The sequence below is a fragment of the Streptomyces sp. NPDC001222 genome, from assembly GCF_042896945.1.
Lineage (GTDB): Bacteria > Actinomycetota > Actinomycetes > Streptomycetales > Streptomycetaceae > Streptomyces > Streptomyces gibsoniae.
Genome location: NZ_JBIAXT010000012.1, coordinates 1 through 18,141 on the forward strand (window position 1 = coordinate 1; position 18,141 = coordinate 18,141).

Genomic DNA, 18,141 nt, shown 5'->3' on the forward strand with positions numbered 1-18,141 from the left:
ACGCCCGGTTACATTCCGAACCCGGAAGCTAAGCCTCACAGCGCCGATGGTACTGCAGGGGGGACCCTGTGGGAGAGTAGGACGCCGCCGAACAAATTTTGAGAAATCCCCCGTGCCATTCGGCACGGGGGCTTTCTGCGTTTAGGGTCGAATCATGCGCTATGACCTCGTCATCTTCGACAACGACGGCGTGCTCGTCGACAGCGAACCCATCTCCAACCGGCTGCTGGCCGCCCATCTCACCGAGTTGGGCCACCCGACCACGTACGAGGACTCCATCCGGGACTACATGGGATCGGCGATGCACCGCGTCCACGACCTCGTGTACGAGCGGACGGGGCAGCGGCTGCCGGACGACTTCGACGACGTCTTCCACGCTCGTGTCTTCGCCGCCTTCGCACGGGAGTTGAAGCCCGTGACCGGGGCCGTGGACGTCCTGGAGAAGCTGAGCGCGGACGGGGTCCCGTACTGCGTGGCATCGTCCGGAAGCCATGAGCGGATCCGGGTCGGGCACCGCACGACCGGGCTCGACCGATGGTTCGACGACACCCGGATCTTCAGCTCGCAGGACGTGGGGCGCGGGAAGCCGGCACCCGACCTCTTCCTGTACGCGGCCGGGCGGATGGGGACCGCCCCCGAGCGGTGCGTGGTCGTGGAGGACAGTCCTCTCGGCGTGCAGGCCGCGGTGGCCGCCGGTATGGACGTCCACGGGTTCACCGCGATGACGCCCGCCGACCGGCTCATAGGTGCCACGCAACTCTTCGCTCGCATGGACGAGTTGACCGACCTGCTGGTACGTCCTCGGTCATGACCCCGGCCACCGGACCGGCACTGACATTTGTCATGCAGAGCTCCGGACGATCGTTTCTACTGGCACACCCCTGCCCTCCGCGAAGCTGAGGGCATGACGACGAACACGGTTCCCCAGCGCCAGAGCAAGAAGAACACCTTCGCGCCGCTGATCATGGACGTGGCGGTGCCGGTCGGGTCCTACTACCTCTTCAAGGACGGACTCGGGACGAGCACCCTCATGGCTCTCGGGCTCAGCAGCGTCGTCTCCGCCGTACGGGTCGCCTGGAGCGTCGTCCAGGAGCGGAAGTTCAACCCCTTCGCGTCTCTCATCCTGTTCGTGAACGTGGTCGGGCTGGTGCTCAGCTTCGTCTCCGGCGACCCGCGGCTGATGCTCGCCAAGGACAGCGGGGTCAGCAGCGCGATCGGGATCGGGATCCTGGTCTCCGTGGTGCTGGGGAAGCCGATGATGACGGCAGGCATGAAGCCCTGGCTCGTGAAGGGCGACGCGGAGAAGGAGGCTGCCTGGGAGCGGTTGCAGAACGGGTCGCTGGCCTTCCGGCGGGCCGAGCGAGTCTTCTCCGTGGTGTGGGGTGTGGTGCTGCTCGGTGAGTGCGTCGTGCGGATCGTGGGCGCGTACACGCTGCCCGTGGACACGATGGTGTGGCTCGGGACCGTCGTCCTCATCGTCGCGATGGCCCTGGGCTTCCTCGTCAGCGGTGCCCTCGCCGCCGGCCCCATGGCGGGGATGCTCGCCGCCGAGGTGAAGGCGGACACCCGGACGTTCGCCCCGGAGGCAGCGGCGGGCGAGGCCCGGGTGGCCGCAGCCGCGCCGGCCCTCACCCGGTGAGCTCGACCCTGCGACCGAACGGCACTGCTGAACGGCAAAGCTGAACAGAAATCAACTCAGGCTGGATCTATCCAGCGGTAACCAGGGGCCCTACGCTCGCCGCCATGACAGATGTGCTGCGGCGCGGTAGGGCCTCTTTGGCGTTCAGCTTCTTCGCCCAGGGCGTCACCTTCGCACTGCTGGTGACCCGGATCCCGGCCATCCAGAACCGCTACGGCATCTCCGACGCGCTGCTGCCCGCCTTTCTCGCCGCGGTGCCTGTCCTCGCGGGTGTCGGCAGTGTCACCACCGAGCAGCTCGTCAAGCGCGTCCGGCCCGGTCGGTTGCTGCGCTGGTCGCAGCCCGTGGTGCTGCTGGCCCTCCTCGGTGTCGGGTCCGGGGACCTGCTGGCCGAGGTGGCCGTCGCGCTGGGGGCGTTCGGGCTGACGGTGGGGGCCCTCGACGCCTCCATGAACATGCTCGGGGTCAGCCTGCAACGGGCCTACGGGCGCAGCATCATGCTCGGCTTCCATGCCACGTACAGTCTCGGCGGGATCGTCGGCGCCTCGCTGGCCTGGGTGGGAGCGCACTGGCACCTGGCGCTGTGGGTGTCGTATCTGCCCGTCGTGGCGGTGCTGCTGCCGGCGACCCTGGTGGGCAGCCGGTGGTACGTCGACGGTGAGGGGCCGGCCGCGCAGGCGGAGCTGGGCGGGGCCGACACCGGCAGTGTGGTCTTCCGGCTGCTGCTGCCGCTGTGTCTGGTGATGACCTTCGCCTATATCGGGGACTCGACCGTCTCCAACTGGAGCGCCAAGTATCTGCAGGACACCCTCGGCAGCTCGGAGCAGTTGGCGACCGTTCCGTACAACGTCTACATGGTCACCACGCTGCTCGGGCGGGCGATCGGGGACTTCGGGGTGCGGCGGTTCGGCGCCGCGGCGGTGGTTCGGGCCGGTGCGCTGGTGGCGGCGCTCGGGTTCGCGGTGGTGGCCGGGGCGCCCGGTGCCTGGGTGGGGATGCTGGGATTCACTCTGCTGGGCCTGGGGCTGTGTGTGCTCGTGCCGCAGACGTTCGCGGCGGCCGGGCGGCTGTTCCCCGGGGCGTCGGACGCGGCGATCGCGCGCCTGAACATCTTCAACTACGTGGGGTTTCTGATCGGTTCGCCCTTGGTGGGCGCGCTCGGCGACGCCTGGAGCTACCGCGGCGCCATGCTGGTTCCGATGGCGTTGGTGCTGGTGACGCTGGTGTACGCCCGTTCGTTCGCGCCCAGTGGGGACCGATACGGTGGCGGGCATGAGCGGCCGCGCACAGCTGATGTGGGACGAGGCAGTAACGGGCTATGACTTCGGTCCGGACCATCCGATGGATCCGGTCCGGCTGGCGCTGACCAGGAAGCTGGTCGACGCCTTCGGGCTGGAGAAGGACATCGAGGTGGTCGGGGCGAAGCCCGCGGGTGACTCGACGCTCAGGCTCGTGCACCGGGAGGACTACATCGAGGCGGTGAAGGCCGCCTCCGCGGATCCGCGGTCGGCCGACGGGGCGTACGGGCTCGGGACCGTGGACGACCCCGCCTTCGCCGGGATGCACGAGGTGTCCGCCCTGATCGCCGGGCAGTCGGTCGGCGCGGCCGAGGCCGTGTGGCGCGGGGACGCCCTGCACGCCGTGAACTTCGCCGGGGGGCTGCACCACGCGATGCCGGGTGGTGCCTCCGGGTTCTGCATCTACAACGACGCCGCCCTCGCCGTAGCCCGGCTGCTGGAGCTGGGTGCCGAGCGGGTCGCGTACGTGGACGTGGACGTGCACCACGGGGACGGGGTGCAGGCCGCGTTCTGGGAGGATCCCCGGGTGCTCACCATCTCGCTGCACGAGCATCCGCGGACCCTCTTCCCGCAGACGGGGTGGCCGCAGGAGACGGGTGCCGAGGGAGCCGAGGGCAGTGCGGTCAATGTGGCGCTGCCGGCCGGGACGGGGGACACGGGGTGGGTGCGGGCCTTCCACTCCGTAGTACCGGAGCTGATCGCCGACTTCCGGCCGCAGGTGCTGGTCACCCAGCACGGTGCGGACACCCACTTCGAGGATCCGCTCGCGCACCTGGCGGTGTCGCTGGACGCCCAGCGAGCGGTGCAGATGGCGTGCCACGACCTGGCGCACGAGTACGCGGAGGGGCGTTGGGTCGCGCTGGGCGGGGGCGGGTACGCGGTCGTGGAGGTCGTACCGCGTTCCTGGACGCACCTGGTCGCCGTCGCGGCGGGGCGGCCGATCGAGCCGGAGACCGTGATCCCGGAGAGCTGGCGCAGCGAAGTCTTCGCCCGGACCCGGCAGTTGGCGCCGTTGCGGATGACGGACGGGCGGTGGCCGGTGGGGTACGCGGACTGGGACGCGGGGTACGACCCGGCGGATCGGCTGGACCAGGCGGTGCTCGCGACCCGCAAGGCCGTGTATCCGCTGCGCGGCCTGCTGCCGTAGCGGACCCGCGCCCCGTGCCCTCTCGCGCGGGCAGGGTCGCACGATTAGGCCGACTGTGGGGTGTTTCTCGCATTCCGGTCATGCGGGGCGGGTGGTTGGGCCAGCATCGCTGGAGTGTTGAGCACCGGAGCGCTGCGTGCGCATCTGCTGGCCGCCGGGCTGGCCGGACCCGTGGCCACGGCGCGCGAGGACAGCCTGCGCAGCTATCGGCTTTTCGCCGCTCGTGACCCCCGTGTACTGATCGGACTCGATCCCGAATGGACATGGGGAGCCATAGACCTGATCGAATTGATGGCGGACAAGTGTGGGGTTTCGGCCGATCCTCGTCATACCTCCGGCCGTGATGTGATTGACCCGGAGCGCACCCTGGAAGCTCTGGAGGCCTTCGCCGAGCGGGTCGGTGACGCCGCGCGGCGCGGGGAGACGGTTCTGCTGGGTACCGGTCATCCGCACCGGCTGGTCGGCTTCTACGCCGCTCTCGCCCATGCTCTGTCGGCGGCGGGATGTGCTGTGCTCACACCGGCGCAGGGTCGCTGTGTCGACATATTGACCCGGTTCGGCCTACGTACGTACAACCTTGATTACGTACAGGGCGTCGCTCTCGTACGGAGAACGGATCGCGGACGGGCGGGTTGTGAGCCCGGCGCACACACGCACTCGCCGCTGCCGGTTCGGACCGCGCTGGCCGCCGCGGCGGAGGCCGGCGGGCCGCTGCCGGACCTGGTGATCGGGGACCACGGCTGGGTCTGCGGGGCAGGTCAGCTGGGGTTCGAGGCGATCGGGCTGGCCGACACGGACGATCCGGCGCTCTTCGTCGGCGAGGCGGAGGGGCGGGTGTCCGTCGTCGTTCCACTTGATGACGCTGTGCGGTCTGATTACTACCGGCCGCTTACTCGCTATGTACTCAATCGAGCGTGTCTGTCACAGTAGGCCGCGGATGGCATCCCCTCTTCCCCACTTGCATCACCCGCACCTAGTCTGGGGAGTGAGCACGCAACGACGAAGAGTCACCGGAAGGGGAAGCCGGTGGCCGTCGAGTGCGGAAGGTTCAGGTGTGTCATGGCTGCAGCAGGCGAGAGGCCTCTGAACGAGGTTCAGTTCCTGACCGTGGCGGAAGTCGCCTCGGTGATGCGCGTGTCGAAGATGACCGTGTACCGGCTGGTGCACAGCGGTCATCTGCCGGCGATCCGGGTGGGGAGGTCCTTCCGGGTGCCGGAGCAAGCGGTTCACGAGTACCTCCGCGAGAGCTATGTGGGGGTGGAGACGGCCTGACGGCGGCCCGGCGGGGTCCGGTTGGGGCCTGCCGGGTCACCTCGATTACGACCTCAGCGCTCGGGCGGGTAGGCTAGCCCCTCGTAGGTCGTGTGGGCCCATGGCGCCCAGCACCGAGTGATGAGAAGTGAGCGAGGGTAGTCGTGGGCTCTGTTATCAAGAAGCGGCGCAAGCGGATGGCTAAGAAGAAGCACCGCAAGCTGCTCAAGCGCACTCGCGTTCAGCGTCGCAACAAGAAGTAAGGCGCGGCCCCGCGAGGGGCGACCTTACCTCTGTGCGCGCACGCGCGTGGCCCCCCACCGACGGTGGGGGGCCTTTGCCTTTTTCGGGCCCCTTGTCGGGGAAGCCGCTGTGCGGAGGCCCGTGGGCCGAATGGCTGGGTCTGGTCGTACGTACGGGGCTGTCGTCACTTCGTGCATCAGGCGGTCATCACAGCGCAACATCGACCCGCTAAGTTGGCCGCACACGGGGAACGCGGCAGGCTGAGGGCAGAGCTACGTCCATGACTGGACGGGACGGGAAGAAAGGCGCTGATCTTGGGCAAGGTCGTGCTCGTGACCGGGGTGGCCCGCCGGCTGGGCGGCCGGTTCGTACGACGGATCCAGCGTGACCCGGAGGTGGAGCGGGTGGTCGCGGTGGACGCGGTTCCGCCCGAGCATCATCTGGGCGGCGCCGACTTCGTCCGGGCCGACATCCGTCAGCCCACCATCGCCCGCGTGCTCGCCGAGCACGCCGTCGACACGGTCGTCCACATGGATGTGACCGGTACCCCGCTGGGCAGCGGCAGCCGGGCCACGGTCAAGGAGACGAACGTCATCGGCACCATGCAGTTGCTCGGTGCCTGCCAGAAGTCCCCGTCGGTCAAGCGGCTCGTGGTGAAGTCCAGTACCAACGTCTACGGCTCGGCGCCCCGCGACCCGGCCGTCTTCACCGAGACGACCCCGCCCAAGTCCCTGCCCAGCGGAGGCTTCGCCAAGGACACCGTCGAGGTCGAGGGATATGTACGGGGCTTCGCGCGGCGCCGTCCGGATGTGGCGGTCTGTGTGCTGCGCTTCGCCAACATCCTCGGCCCGAACGCCGATACGCCTCTCGCCTCGTACTTCTCGCTGCCGGTGCTGCCCACCGTGCTCGGTTACGACCCGCGGCTGCAGTTCGTGCACGAGGACGACGTGATCGAGGTGCTGCGGATCGGCTCGCACGAGCCGCAGCGCGGCACGCTCAACAGCGGCACCTTCAACGTGGCCGGGGACGGAGTGCTGCTGCTGTCGCAGTGCGCGCGGCGGCTGGGCCGGCCCACGGTGCCCCTGCTGCTGCCCGCGGTCACCTGGGTGGGCTCGGCGATGCGCACCCTGGGCATGACGGACTTCTCTCCCGAGCAGATCCGGCTGCTGACCCATGGCCGGGTGGTGTCGACGGACCAGATGCGCGAGACACTGGGGTACGAGCCGAAGTACACGACCGCCGAGACGTTCGCGGACTTCGCGCACAGCCGCGGGCCCGGACTGCTGCCGCCGGAGGCCCTCGCGGGGGCCGTGGACCGGATCGCCGCACTGCCCGCACTGGGCGGTGGCCACCCCCCGACGCAGAGCGCCAACTGAGGAGCGCATCAACGATGGCGGACGCCAAGGTCATTCCGTTCGACGACGACCGGTCCCGCGGGGCTGCCGTGCAGCGGCCGCAGCGGCGCCGGAGCGCGGGGAGCCGGCGCAAGGGCGAGCCGGCGGCGGTCCGGGAGGTGCAGCCGCTGCCCGGCAGCGAGACGCCCCAGAATCCCCAGGATCCGCAGGGTCCCCGGGGCGAGTCCCCTGTGACACGTGAGGAGGAGCCGCCGGCCCGGCCCCGGGACAGCGGCCTGGAGCGGCGGGTCGCCGGGGGCCTGGCCTTTCTGCGGCGCCGGCTGACGGGCGACTACGAGGTCGACGACTTCGGCTACGACGAGCAGCTCACGGACCAGGTCCTGATGTCGCTGCTGCGGCCGGTGTACGAGAAGTACTTCCGGGTCGAGGTCAAGGGCATCGAGAACATCCCGTCGAAGGGCGGGGCGCTGATCGTCGCCAACCACTCCGGCACGCTGCCGCTGGACGGCCTGATGATGCAGGTCGCGGTGCACGACAAGCATCCGGCCGACCGCCATCTGCGGCTGCTCGCGGCGGACCTGGTCTTTGTGCTGCCGGTCGTCAACGAACTGGCCCGCAAGCTCGGTCACACCCTCGCCTGCGCCGAGGACGCCGAACGGCTGCTCGAGCAGGGTGAGCTGGTCGGGGTGATGCCGGAGGGCTTCAAGGGCATCGGCAAGCCCTTCAGCGACCGCTACAAGCTGCAGCGATTCGGCCGGGGCGGGTTCGTGTCCACCGCGCTGCGTCATGGGGCGCCGATCATTCCGTGCTCGATCGTCGGGGCCGAGGAGATCTACCCGATGATCGGCAACGCGAAGACCCTGGCCCGGCTGCTGGGCTTCCCCTACTTCCCGATCACCCCGACGTTCCCGTGGCTGGGGCCGCTGGGCGCGGTCCCGCTGCCGACGAAATGGACGATCCAGTTCGGTGAGCCGATCCGGACGGACGGTTATCCGCCGGAGGCCGCCGAGGACCCGATGCTGATGTTCAACCTGACGGACCAGGTCAGGGAGCAGATCCAGCACACGCTGTACAAGCTGCTGGTGCAGCGCAGGTCGGTCTTCTTCTGACCCGTCCTGCCCTGATCTGCCCCGATCCGGTACGACGACGGGGGCGCTCCTCTCGCAGAGGGCGCCCCCGTCGCTGTACGGGCCCTGTGGGCCCTACTTGTGCTCCTCGCTCTCGATGCCGAGGCCCGGCAACAGGCCCGGGAGCAGCGGGGGCAGGGTCACGTTCGGTTCCGACGACGGGCTCTTGCTCGACGACGGTGAACTGCTGGCGGAGTCCTTCGGCGGGTCCAGCAGGCCGCCCGTGCCGCCGCCGAACAGACCGTCGCCGCCGCTCTGGGATGCGGACGGCTCGGGTGTGCCGCTACCGGTGTGGGTGGCGTCGGCGGAGCGGCCCGGGGTGCTGGGGGCCGCGCCGCTCGTGCCGGCGGGGCCGCTGGGGGTCGGACCGGAGCCCCGGTGCGTGCCGGTGCCGCCCTTGGCTGGGGCCTTTGGCAGCAGCGACTGCAGCGGGGCGACCTCCTGGTCTATGGCGTCGAAGACCGACGAGACCTGTCGGCTGACGTCGCCGAGCTGGACGGGCAGCCGCTCGCGCAGGCTGCCCCAGGTCGTGCGGTGGGACTGGGAGAAGGCGGAGAGGGCCTGGATGGGGGCGAGGGAGCCGTCCCGCTCGTAGGCCTCGTGCAGCAGGCGGTGTCCTTCGGACGCGTCGTGCTGGACGCCGGACAAGGTACGCCGGATCTCGCCGATGGACTCGTGGTCGAGGTGGCCGACGCGGTCGCGTTCCATCAGCCGGCGGGCCTCGTTCAGCCGACTGGAGGCCTGGTCCAGGTAGAGCTGCCCACGTTCGTTGTCCCCCTCGGCCATGCCGAGTCTGACGTCCTCGATGCCGCGTTTGAGGCCGTAGAGGGAGTCACCTGGCAGGGCGTCGGAACTGGCGGCGGCCACTCCTCCGAAAGAGGCCGCCGCCACGCCGACGCTGAGCCCGCCCGCTGCGAGGCCCTTGGTGAGCCGGGTACGCGGGCGCAACTTCCCCAGGGGGCTGGCCCGGTGCGCACCTCGGGCCCGGTGGCCGCGCTGCTCGGGTACGGAAGGATCCGCGGCCTCGCCCAGCGTGCCCTCCTGCAGCATGGCCTCCATCGCGGCCACCAGCCGCGCGCGCTGTACGACCTTGACCTCGGGATCCAGTACAGGCCTGGGCAGCTCGCCCAGGCCTGTCGCGAGGGCCAACAGGCGGGCGTACTCGGTCCGTTCCGCGGCAGCCGGGGCCGATCCGTCGGGCTGTCCGGCCGCCGTGCCGCGGTCGTCGGACTGCTCCTCCAGGGCCTGGGCGAAGGCGTTCGCCCGCCGGTGTGCCGATACGTTCGCGATCACTGGCGGCACCTCCTCTCGTCATCACCGTCGACTCCCCAGGGGATCCTGAGGGTTGCACGCCCTGGCCGCATACACACGATCGGGTGAGCGGAGGCGGCCAGGGGTGACCACAGGGAGCCTGTATCCCGCACAACGAGCGGCTCGGCACTTGGGTTACGGACGACGGATGATCGGACCGCGAACGCAACAGGCATACGCGGAACGTGAGTTGAGCGTGGCGCTGTGTGCACGGCGGGTGCGGTGAGCGCGGTCGCGAGGCGGCCTCGATGCGTGGGCGGCGGCTCGACGGACCCGCGGCGGGTGGCGGGACGGCTCGGTGGGGGGCGGTGCCGGACGGTGGGGGGACGGTGCCGGTGGGGGACGGTGCCGGACGGTGGGGGGCGGAGGTGGCCGGACCGGCTCGGAGGGGGTGCGGTCCGTGGGGCTCAGCGGGCGTCTTCGGGCAGGAGTCGGGCGAGGGTGCGCACGGCCCGGTACTGGAGGGTCTTGATCGCGCCCTCGTTCTTGCCCATCACCCGGGCGGTCTCGGCGACGGAGAGCCCCTGGAGGAAGCGGAGCGTGACGCACTCCTGCTGCTGGGGGTTGAGCCGTCGTACCGCATCGAGGAGGGCGGCGTTGGAGAGGGATTCGAGGACGGAGTCCTCGGGGGAGCGCTCGACCTCGTTGGCGTCGAGCATCTCGCCGGTGGTGACCTCGAGCCGGAAGCGGCTCGACTTGAAGTGGTCGGCCACGAGGTTGCGGGCGATGGTGACGAGCCAGGCGCCGAAGTCGCGGCCCTGCCAGGTGAAGGTGCCGATCCGGCGCAGGGCGCGCAGAAAGGTCTCACTGGTGAGGTCCTCGGCGGTCGCCCTGCCTCCCACCCGGTAGTAGATGTAGCGGTACACGGTGTCGCTGTACTGGTCGTACAGCCGCCCGAAGGCCTCGGCCTCGCCGGCCTGGGCGCGCTCCACGAGATCCATCATGCGGGCGCTGTCACTGTCCGCGGCGGGGCGGCGTGCGGTGGTCGCGGAACCGGAACGGCCCCGTCTGCCGCCGACCGCGGCGCTGCCGTCGGCCAGTGCGTAGCACGGGCCGACGGGTGCGGCGGTGGCGAAGGCGGGGACGGCGTACGCGGTGGGGACGAAGCCGCGCAACAGGTCGTGGACCGTCGCGCGCAGCGTAGCCAGGCCCGAGGCGTCAACCCCGACGTGTGGGTACACGGGACTCCCAGAGGCAGAGCTTCCATCACGTGCAGTACGGGACCGTTCACCCGTCGTAGCGACGGAGGGGTACCGGTTTGCGTCTGAGGAGAATAACGCTTAGTACAGGCAGCGCTACACCCAGTTGCTCAAATCATCGATTACGTCGCTTCTGTAACCGATTGACGCCCGTTCAAGTGCCGCACAGTGACCGATTGTTGATCGAACGAGTTCGTTTTCCGTCTGGCTGCGGGGCGTGTTGTGGCCGGGTGCGGGCGAGGGGAGTGGTGGGGAGGGGTGTGGGGTAGAACACGGCGAATGCGGGTGTCCTCCGCGGTCCGATCGGCCTGAGCTCGCCTCGACTGCGTTCGCGCGCGGCCCGTCCGCGGTCCACCGGGGCTCTTTCGCGGTCCGCTCATGGTCCGTCGGTCGTGTGCCCGTGGTCCGCTCGTGGTTCACCCATGGTCCGCTCGTGGTCCGTCTGTGGTCCGGTCCAGGGCAGGCAGGTGTCGGTCACGGAGTGTGATGGGCGCGCGGGCGTCCCGCGCGGTGCTTCGTACGGCGCCCGGCGGGGGTGCGGTCCGTGGTGCCGGCCTGTCCGGCGCTTCAGCGGCGGCGGCGGTGCAGGGCGATCGCCGCGGCCGTGCCGCCCGCCACCGCGCCCACGCCGGCCGCTGCCGGGAGGCCGACCTTGGCGGCCTTGCGGGCCGTGCGGTAGTCACGCAGGCGCCAGTCCTGGGCGCGGGCGTGCTTGCGGAGCTTGGTGTCCGGGTTGATCGCGTAGGGGTGACCCACCAGCGACAGCATCGGGATGTCGTTGTGGGAATCGCTGTACGCGGCGCAGCGGGACAGGTCCAGGCCCTCCGCCGCCGCCAGCGCGCGCACCGCCTCCGCCTTGGCCGGGCCGTGCAGGGGCTCGCCCACCAGGCGGCCGGTGTAGACGCCGTCGACGGACTCCGCCACCGTCCCGAGGGCTCCGGTCAGGCCCAGCCTGCGGGCGATCACCGTGGCGATCTCCACCGGTGCCGCTGTGACCAGCCACACCTTTTGGCCCGCGTCCAGGTGCGCCTGCGCCAGCGCCCGTGTGCCGGGCCAGATGCGCTCGGCCATGTACTCGTCGTAGATCTCCTCGCCGATCGACATCAGCTCGGAGACCCGGTGGCCCTTCACGATCGACAGCGCCGAGTCGCGGGCGTCCTGCATGTGCTCGGGGTCCTCGACCCCGGCCAGCCGGAACCACGCCTGCTGCCACGCGAACTTCGCCAGGTCGCGCGTCTCGAAGAACTTCCGCTTGTACAGGCCCCGTCCGAAGTGGAACAGCGCGGCGCCCTGCATCACGGTGTTGTCGAGGTCGAAGAAGGCCGCGGCCTGCTCGTCGCCGAGGACCGGGAACTCCGGTTCCTCGGAGACGTCCACGCTGCCGTCGGCCACGGCGTCCTGCGAGGTCTTGCGCGCTGCCTCCGCCGAGGCCTCGCCTGCCAACACGCTCCGCGCCGTGGCGGAGCGCCTACGGGGAGTGAGCCATCCGAGAGCGGCCATGACGCGAGCATAGCCAGTCTGTTCGGTGGTTCCGGAGTCGAGAGGTTGGAAGGCTGTGAACTCTCCGCGACCGTACAGTTAAAGAAGTGATCCGATCGGCGTGGCGGCATGGCCGTGACCGGCGGCCGCGCGTTAGGGGCTCGGGCTCGCGCCCGGGTCTTCCGGAGTGAAAATGGCCGACATGAGTCCCATCTTTCGGAGCAACAGCACCAAGGGCCGTGATCCTCAGGACCGCCTCGTCACCCTCATCCGCAAGCCCGGCTGTCATCTGTGCGACGACGCGCAGGTCGTCGTCGAGAAGGTGTGCGGCGAACTGGGGGTCCCCTGGGAGCAGAAGGACATCACCGAGGACGAGGAGCTGCATCGCCAGTACTGGGAGCAGATCCCGGTCGTGCTGGTGGACGGCGCCCAGCACACGTTCTGGCGTGTGAACGAGGAGCGCCTGCGCAAGGCGCTCACCACGGCCCGCTGAGCATCCCGCAGAAACTGACTGATCAGTCCAAGTGGGCCGGAGAGTCGCTTAGGATCGTCGGCGATTGGTCTCGGGGGCGTGGATTGTCTAGGAGAGTGGGCGGCTTTGCCCCCAGGAGAAAAGGAACGGCTGGGTCCGTGCGCCGGTTCCCCACCGGCGCGCCCGGGACGCGTGACGCCGGTCACGTTGGCCGGGCAAATCGGACACCATCTTTGTGCACGCGTTCACAAAGACATAGCCTGCATTCGACGGGGCGGTCTGGGGACGTGTGACCGCCTGCAGCCCCGCGCTACCCGCAGGAGCACCGTGGCAACTGGCCGAACTCACCGACCGGCGACCCGCAGCCGAGGGATTCCCGAGGCCACCGTCGCCCGTCTTCCGCTGTACCTCCGAGCCCTGACCGCACTGTCGGAGCGCTCGGTGCCCACGGTCTCCTCCGAGGAGCTGGCCGCCGCCGCGGGAGTCAACTCCGCGAAGCTGCGCAAGGACTTCTCCTACCTCGGCTCCTACGGCACCCGGGGCGTGGGCTACGACGTCGAGTATCTCGTGTACCAGATCTCCCGTGAGCTGGGCCTGACCCAGGACTGGCCGGTTGTGATCGTCGGTATCGGTAACCTCGGTGCGGCGCTGGCCAACTACGGCGGGTTCGCCTCCCGTGGCTTCCGGGTCGCCGCGCTCATCGACGCCGACCCGGCGATGGCCGGAAAGCCCGTCGCGGGCATCCCGGTCCAGCACACCGACGACCTGGAGAAGATCATCCAGGACAACGGCGTCTCCATCGGCGTCATCGCCACCCCCGCGGGTGCCGCCCAGCAGGTCTGCGACCGGCTCGTGGCCGCGGGCGTCACCTCCATCCTGAACTTCGCGCCGACCGTGCTGTCCGTCCCGGACGGCGTGGACGTGCGCAAGGTCGACCTGTCCATCGAGCTGCAGATCCTCGCCTTCCACGAGCAGCGCAAGGCCGGCGAGGAAGCAATGGAGGCCATGCCCGACGGCCTGCCCGCCACCGCGGCGGTCAAGGGTTCCGCCGACCAGGGGCCTGACGGGGACGTCCCCGCCGTGATGCCGGCATGAGTCTTCTCGTCGTCGGACTGAGCCACCGCAGCGCTCCGGTGAGCATCCTGGAGCGGGCCGCGCTGACCGCGGACACCCAGACCAAGCTGCTCCAGGACACGGTCGCCGCCGAGCCGGCCACCGAGGCCGCGGTGCTCGCCACCTGCAACCGCATCGAGCTGTACGCCGACGTGGACAAGTTCCACGCGGGCGTCGCCGAGCTGTCCACCCTCCTCGCCCAGCACAGCGGGGTGGGCCTGGACGAGCTGACCCCCTACCTCTACGTGCACTACGAGGACCGGGCCGTCCACCACCTGTTCTCGGTGGCCTGCGGGCTGGACTCGATGGTCGTGGGCGAGGGCCAGATCCTCGGCCAGATCAAGGACTCCCTGGCCACCTCGCAGGAGCTGCACACCGCCGGACGGCTGCTGAACGACCTGTTCCAGCAGTCGCTGCGGGTCGGCAAGCGCGCCCACTCCGAGACGGGCATCGACCGCGCCGGACAGTCGCTGGTGACCTTCGGTCTGGAGCAGCTGGCGGCGGGTGCGCCGGTCGCGGCCTGGGCCGCGGGCAAGCGGGCCCTGGTGATCGGCGCCGGATCGATGTCCTCGCTGGCCGCCGCGACCCTCGCGCGCGCCGGGGTCGCCGAGGTCGTGATCGCCAACCGCACCCTGGAGCGCGCCGAGCGCCTCGCGCGGATCCTGACGGAGGCGGACGACATGTACGTGGTGGCCCGTGCGGTACCGATGGAGTCGGTCCCGGACGAGCTGACACGTGCCGACGTCGCGGTCTCGTGCACCGGTGCGACCGGCCTGGTACTGACCGCCGAGGCGGTCGCCCAGGCCCTGGAGGGACGCGTGGAGGGGCCCCTGACCCCCTCGCTCCCGAGCCCCGCGGGTGCCGGATCCCGCCGTACGGCCGACGCCGACGCCCCGCGTACGAGCGCTCCGGCCGCCGTCGGACGCGACGGACTCGCGCCCCTCGGCCCCGACGGTGACGACGACTGCCCGCTGGACCTGTCGGCCGTGCAGGGCACGGCGGGGTTCTCGGTGCTGGGCGAGGCGGCCGTGGCCGGGATGGGCGCCGCCGAGCTGGAGCAGCACGCGGCATGGGTGGACAAGGGCGCCGCGGAGCGCACCGCCCGCCCCGCCGCCGGTGCCGTGCTGGACCCCGAGGCCGAGACCGAGGTCATCACGGCGCTCGCCGCGACCGTGGCCACCGTCGGCCGGATCCCCGAGCGCCGGCGCCCCGAGGCGGTCGTGCCGTCGCCCCGGCCCGAGCCCGTGCTGTCGCTGCTGGACCTGGCGATGCCGCGGGACGTGGACGCCGCCGTGCACCGGCTGCCCGGCGTGCGGCTCGTGGACATCGAGTCCCTCGCCGAGGCGTCCGCGGACGCGCCCATGGCCTCCGACGTCGACCAGGTCCGGGGGATCGTCTCCGACGAGGTCGCCGCGTTCGGCGCGGCCCTGCGCGCCGCGCACATCACCCCGACCGTGGTCGCGCTGCGCTCCATGGCCGCCGACGTGGTCGCGAACGAGATCGCGCGCCTCGAGGGACGGCTGCCGGGGCTGGACGCCAAGCACCGCGCGGAGATCACACAGACCGTGCGGCGCGTCGTCGACAAGCTGCTGCACGCGCCGACCGTACGGGTCAAGCAGCTGGCCGCCGAGCCCGGCGGCGCCGGATACGCGGATGCCCTGCGCACCCTGTTCGACCTGGACCCCGAGACGGTCGTCTCCGTCTCCCGGGCCGACGAGAGCACCGACAACCCCGAGAACCCTGTGAACACCGCCGAGAACCGAGGGCGAGCATGAGTGAGCCACGTGAGCCGAAGGGGCGCGCCCCCCGAGAAGAAGGGGCACTGAGGCTCGGTACCAGGCGCAGCAAGCTGGCCATGGCCCAGTCCGGGCTGGTCGCCGACGCGGTGAGCCGGGTGACCGGACGGCCCGTGGAGCTCGTCGAGATCACGACCTACGGTGACGTCTCGCGCGAGCACCTCGCGCAGATCGGCGGCACCGGTGTGTTCGTGACCGCGCTGCGCGACGCGTTGCTGCGCGGCGAGGTCGACTTCGCGGTGCACTCCCTGAAGGACCTGCCGACAGCGCAGCCCGAGGACCTGGTGCTGGCCGCCGTGCCCAAGCGCGAGGACCCGCGCGACGTGATAGTGGCGCGGGACGCCCTGAAGTTCGCCGACCTGCCCCGCGGCGCCCGTATCGGCACCGGCGCGCCGCGCCGCATGGCGCAGCTGAACGCGTACGCGCGCACCCACGGCCTGGACATCGAGACGGTCCCGATCCGGGGCAACGTCGACACCCGGATCGGATACGTCCGCAGCGGTGAGCTGGACGCCGTGGTCCTCGCGGCGGCCGGACTGAACCGGATAGCCCGGATCGACGAGGTGACCGACTTCCTGTCGGTCGACACGGTTCTGCCCGCCCCCGGCCAGGGGGCCCTGGCGATCGAGTGTGCCGCGGACAACGCGGACCTCATCGCCGCGCTCGCCGAGCTCGACGACCCGTTCACCCGGGCCGCCGTGACCGCCGAGCGGTCCCTGCTCGCCGCCCTGGAGGCCGGCTGCAGCGCCCCTGTGGGCGCGCTGGCCGACCTGTTGGCCGACGGGCAGATTGTCAAGGAAATGCGCCTGCGCGGTGTCGTCGGAACGGCCGACGGCCAGACGCTGGTGCAGCTGTCCACCACCGGTCCCGTGCCCGAGACGCACGACCAGGCAATGGCGCTCGGTCGCGAACTCGCCGCCGAGATGCTCGCCAAGGGCGCGGCCGGTCTGATGGGGGAGCGAGCACATTGAGCCCCACCACCCTTCCCGCCGGCCTTGACCACGGGCACGTCACCTTCCTCGGTGCCGGACCCGGGGATCCGGGACTTCTCACACTGCGCGCCGTGGAGGCGCTGGCGAACGCGGACGTCCTCGTCGGCGAGCACGAGGTGCTCGACGTGGTGCGCGCGCACGCCAGGGCGGGCGTCGCGGTCCTGAACACGGGTCCGGACCCCTTCGCCGGCACCCAGCCAGGCACGGGCACGCCGCAGCTGGCGGTCGTTGACGGGCAGTCAACAGCCGCAGGTGTCCCTGCGTTGAGGGATGCTGCACATCTTGTCATGGAGGCTGCGCGCGGCGGCAGGCGGGTGGTCCGTGCGGTGACCGGCGACCCCGGTCTCGACGCGTACGCCGCCGAGGAGATGCTGGCGTGCGCCGCCGCGGGCGTTCCCTTCGAGGTCGTGCCCGGTGTCGCGACCGCCGTGGGGGTGCCCGCGTACGCGGGTGTGCCGCTGCGGGACGCGCAGGGCGCGGACGTACGGTTCGTGGACGCGCGGACCGCCTCGGAGCGCTGCTGGACCGAGGTCGGCGCCTCCGACGGCACGGTCGTGGTGTCCACGACGCTGGACGCGGTGGCGGCCGCCGCCGGGGAGCTGGTGGCCGCGGGCCGCAAGCCGGACACCCCGCTGACGGTGACCGTCGCCGGTACGACGACCCGGCAGCGCACCTGGACCGCGACGCTCGGCTCGATCGCGCAGACGCTGAAGCAGGCGAAGGTCCTGCCGTCCCCGGACGGCGGGCGGCCGGTCATAGCCGTGGTCGGTGAGCGTTCCGCCGCCGCCCAGCGCGACCAGCTGTCGTGGTTCGAGAACAAGCCGCTGTTCGGCTGGCGGGTTCTCGTCCCGCGGACGAAGGAGCAGGCGGTGTCGCTCTCCGACCAGTTGCGGTCGTACGGAGCCGTGCCGCACGAGGTGCCGACGATCGCCGTCGAGCCGCCGCGCACGCCCCAGCAGATGGAGCGGGCGGTCAAGGGCCTGGTGACGGGCCGCTACGAGTGGATCGCGTTCACGTCGGTCAACGCGGTGAAGGCGGTCCGGGAGAAGTTCGAGGAGTACGGCCTCGACGCGCGGGCCTTCGCGGGCATCAAGGTGGCCGCGGTCGGCGAGCAGACGGCGAAGGCGCTGGTCGCCTTCGGTGTGAAGCCGGACCTGGTGCCGAGCGGGGAGCAGTCCGCCGCCGGCCTGCTGGAGGACTGGCCCCCCTACGACCCGGTGTTCGACCCGATCGACCGGGTGTTCCTGCCGCGCGCGGACATCGCCACGGAGACCCTGGTCGCCGGTCTGATCGAGCTCGGCTGGGAGGTCGACGACGTCACGGCCTACCGGACGGTCCGCGCCTCGCCTCCGCCGGCCGAGACCCGTGAGGCGATCAAGGGCGGCGGCTTCGACGCGGTCCTGTTCACGTCGTCCTCGACGGTCCGGAACCTGGTGGGCATCGCGGGCAAGCCGCACAACGTGACGATCATCGCCTGCATCGGCCCCGCCACCGCGAAGACGGCGGAGGAGCACGGTCTGCGGGTGGATGTGATGGCCCCGGAGCCGTCGGTCCACAAGCTGGCGGAGGCCCTGGCGGACTTCGGTCTGAAGCGCCGCGCCGCCGCCCTGGAGGCCGGTGACCCGGTGACCCGCCCGAGCGAACGCCGCCCGGGCGCCCGGCGCCGCCGCACGACCACCTGAGCACATGGCGAAGCGCCCCTCATCGAGGGGCGCTTCG

The 18,141-nt window shown here is 70.9% G+C and carries 17 protein-coding genes and 1 rRNA gene; 15 read left to right on the forward strand and 3 right to left on the reverse strand.

What is annotated here, in order from left to right:
• From rrf to ACFY2Z_RS18030, 10 genes are all read left to right on the forward strand, one after another.
• A 5S ribosomal RNA gene (gene rrf, locus ACFY2Z_RS17985) occupies positions 1–93 on the forward strand; the annotation flags it as partial.
• A gap of 61 nt (positions 94–154) precedes the next feature.
• A complete protein-coding gene (locus ACFY2Z_RS17990) occupies positions 155–811 on the forward strand; it encodes an HAD family hydrolase (RefSeq protein WP_390745122.1) in 657 nt (218 codons plus the stop codon).
• Between the two features lie 93 nt (positions 812–904).
• Positions 905–1,639, forward strand: a complete 735-nt coding sequence (locus tag ACFY2Z_RS17995) for a VC0807 family protein (protein WP_390745123.1) — start codon at positions 905–907, stop codon at positions 1,637–1,639.
• A gap of 104 nt (positions 1,640–1,743) precedes the next feature.
• Positions 1,744–2,961, forward strand: coding sequence for an MFS transporter (locus ACFY2Z_RS18000; RefSeq protein ID WP_390745124.1), 1,218 nt, complete (start codon positions 1,744–1,746; stop codon positions 2,959–2,961).
• Positions 2,912–4,084 (forward strand): acetoin utilization protein AcuC, encoded by a 1,173-nt coding sequence (locus ACFY2Z_RS18005; protein ID WP_390745125.1) that lies wholly within the window; start codon positions 2,912–2,914, stop codon positions 4,082–4,084. The genes ACFY2Z_RS18000 and ACFY2Z_RS18005 overlap by 50 nt, the downstream gene beginning before the upstream one ends.
• 114 nt (positions 4,085–4,198) lie before the next feature.
• Positions 4,199–5,014 carry a phosphatase gene (locus ACFY2Z_RS18010; RefSeq protein ID WP_390745126.1) on the forward strand — a complete coding sequence of 272 codons (816 nt, stop codon included), beginning with the start codon at positions 4,199–4,201 and terminating at the stop codon, positions 5,012–5,014.
• Positions 5,015–5,143: 129 nt separating this feature from the next.
• On the forward strand, positions 5,144–5,356 hold the full coding sequence (locus ACFY2Z_RS18015) for a helix-turn-helix domain-containing protein (RefSeq protein WP_004984898.1): 213 nt from the start codon (positions 5,144–5,146) through the stop codon (positions 5,354–5,356).
• A gap of 143 nt (positions 5,357–5,499) precedes the next feature.
• Complete coding sequence (locus tag ACFY2Z_RS18020; RefSeq protein ID WP_003948845.1) at positions 5,500–5,598, forward strand: 30S ribosomal protein bS22; 99 nt, start codon at positions 5,500–5,502, stop codon at positions 5,596–5,598.
• A gap of 294 nt (positions 5,599–5,892) precedes the next feature.
• A complete protein-coding gene (locus tag ACFY2Z_RS18025; RefSeq protein ID WP_390745127.1) occupies positions 5,893–6,954 on the forward strand; it encodes an NAD-dependent epimerase/dehydratase family protein in 1,062 nt (353 codons plus the stop codon).
• A 14-nt stretch (positions 6,955–6,968) separates the two neighbouring features.
• Positions 6,969–8,042 (forward strand): lysophospholipid acyltransferase family protein, encoded by a 1,074-nt coding sequence (locus ACFY2Z_RS18030; protein WP_390745128.1) that lies wholly within the window; start codon positions 6,969–6,971, stop codon positions 8,040–8,042.
• 93 nt (positions 8,043–8,135) lie between these two features.
• On the opposite strand, the gene ACFY2Z_RS18035 is transcribed toward ACFY2Z_RS18030, so the two are convergent.
• From ACFY2Z_RS18035 to ACFY2Z_RS18045, 3 genes are all read right to left on the reverse strand, one after another.
• The gene (locus tag ACFY2Z_RS18035; RefSeq protein WP_390745129.1) at positions 8,136–9,353 is read right to left on the reverse strand and encodes a DUF5667 domain-containing protein; all 1,218 of its coding nucleotides are present in this window, start codon (positions 9,351–9,353) and stop codon (positions 8,136–8,138) included.
• Positions 9,354–9,778: 425 nt separating this feature from the next.
• Positions 9,779–10,552, reverse strand: coding sequence for an ECF subfamily RNA polymerase sigma factor, BldN family (locus tag ACFY2Z_RS18040; RefSeq protein ID WP_311697457.1), 774 nt, complete (start codon positions 10,550–10,552; stop codon positions 9,779–9,781).
• 585 nt (positions 10,553–11,137) lie between these two features.
• Positions 11,138–12,070, reverse strand: coding sequence for an HAD-IB family hydrolase (locus ACFY2Z_RS18045; protein ID WP_311697458.1), 933 nt, complete (start codon positions 12,068–12,070; stop codon positions 11,138–11,140).
• 172 nt (positions 12,071–12,242) lie between these two features.
• On the opposite strand from ACFY2Z_RS18045, the gene ACFY2Z_RS18050 reads away from it, so the two are divergent.
• The 5 genes from ACFY2Z_RS18050 to ACFY2Z_RS18070 all read left to right on the forward strand — a co-directional run bounded on the left by ACFY2Z_RS18050 (position 12,243) and on the right by ACFY2Z_RS18070 (position 18,104).
• Positions 12,243–12,542: a glutaredoxin family protein gene (locus tag ACFY2Z_RS18050; RefSeq protein ID WP_355918941.1), complete on the forward strand. Its 300-nt coding sequence runs from the start codon at positions 12,243–12,245 to the stop codon at positions 12,540–12,542.
• Positions 12,543–12,848: 306 nt separating this feature from the next.
• Positions 12,849–13,616, forward strand: a complete 768-nt coding sequence (locus ACFY2Z_RS18055) for a redox-sensing transcriptional repressor Rex (RefSeq protein ID WP_390745130.1) — start codon at positions 12,849–12,851, stop codon at positions 13,614–13,616.
• Positions 13,613–15,409, forward strand: a complete 1,797-nt coding sequence (locus tag ACFY2Z_RS18060) for a glutamyl-tRNA reductase (protein WP_390745131.1) — start codon at positions 13,613–13,615, stop codon at positions 15,407–15,409. The genes ACFY2Z_RS18055 and ACFY2Z_RS18060 overlap by 4 nt, the downstream gene beginning before the upstream one ends.
• Positions 15,406–16,401, forward strand: a complete 996-nt coding sequence (hemC, locus tag ACFY2Z_RS18065; protein WP_390745132.1) for a hydroxymethylbilane synthase — start codon at positions 15,406–15,408, stop codon at positions 16,399–16,401. Before ACFY2Z_RS18060 ends, hemC begins: the two co-directional genes overlap by 4 nt.
• Positions 16,398–18,104: a uroporphyrinogen-III synthase gene (locus tag ACFY2Z_RS18070; RefSeq protein WP_390745133.1), complete on the forward strand. Its 1,707-nt coding sequence runs from the start codon at positions 16,398–16,400 to the stop codon at positions 18,102–18,104. Before hemC ends, ACFY2Z_RS18070 begins: the two co-directional genes overlap by 4 nt.
• Positions 18,105–18,141: the final 37 nt, after the last annotated feature.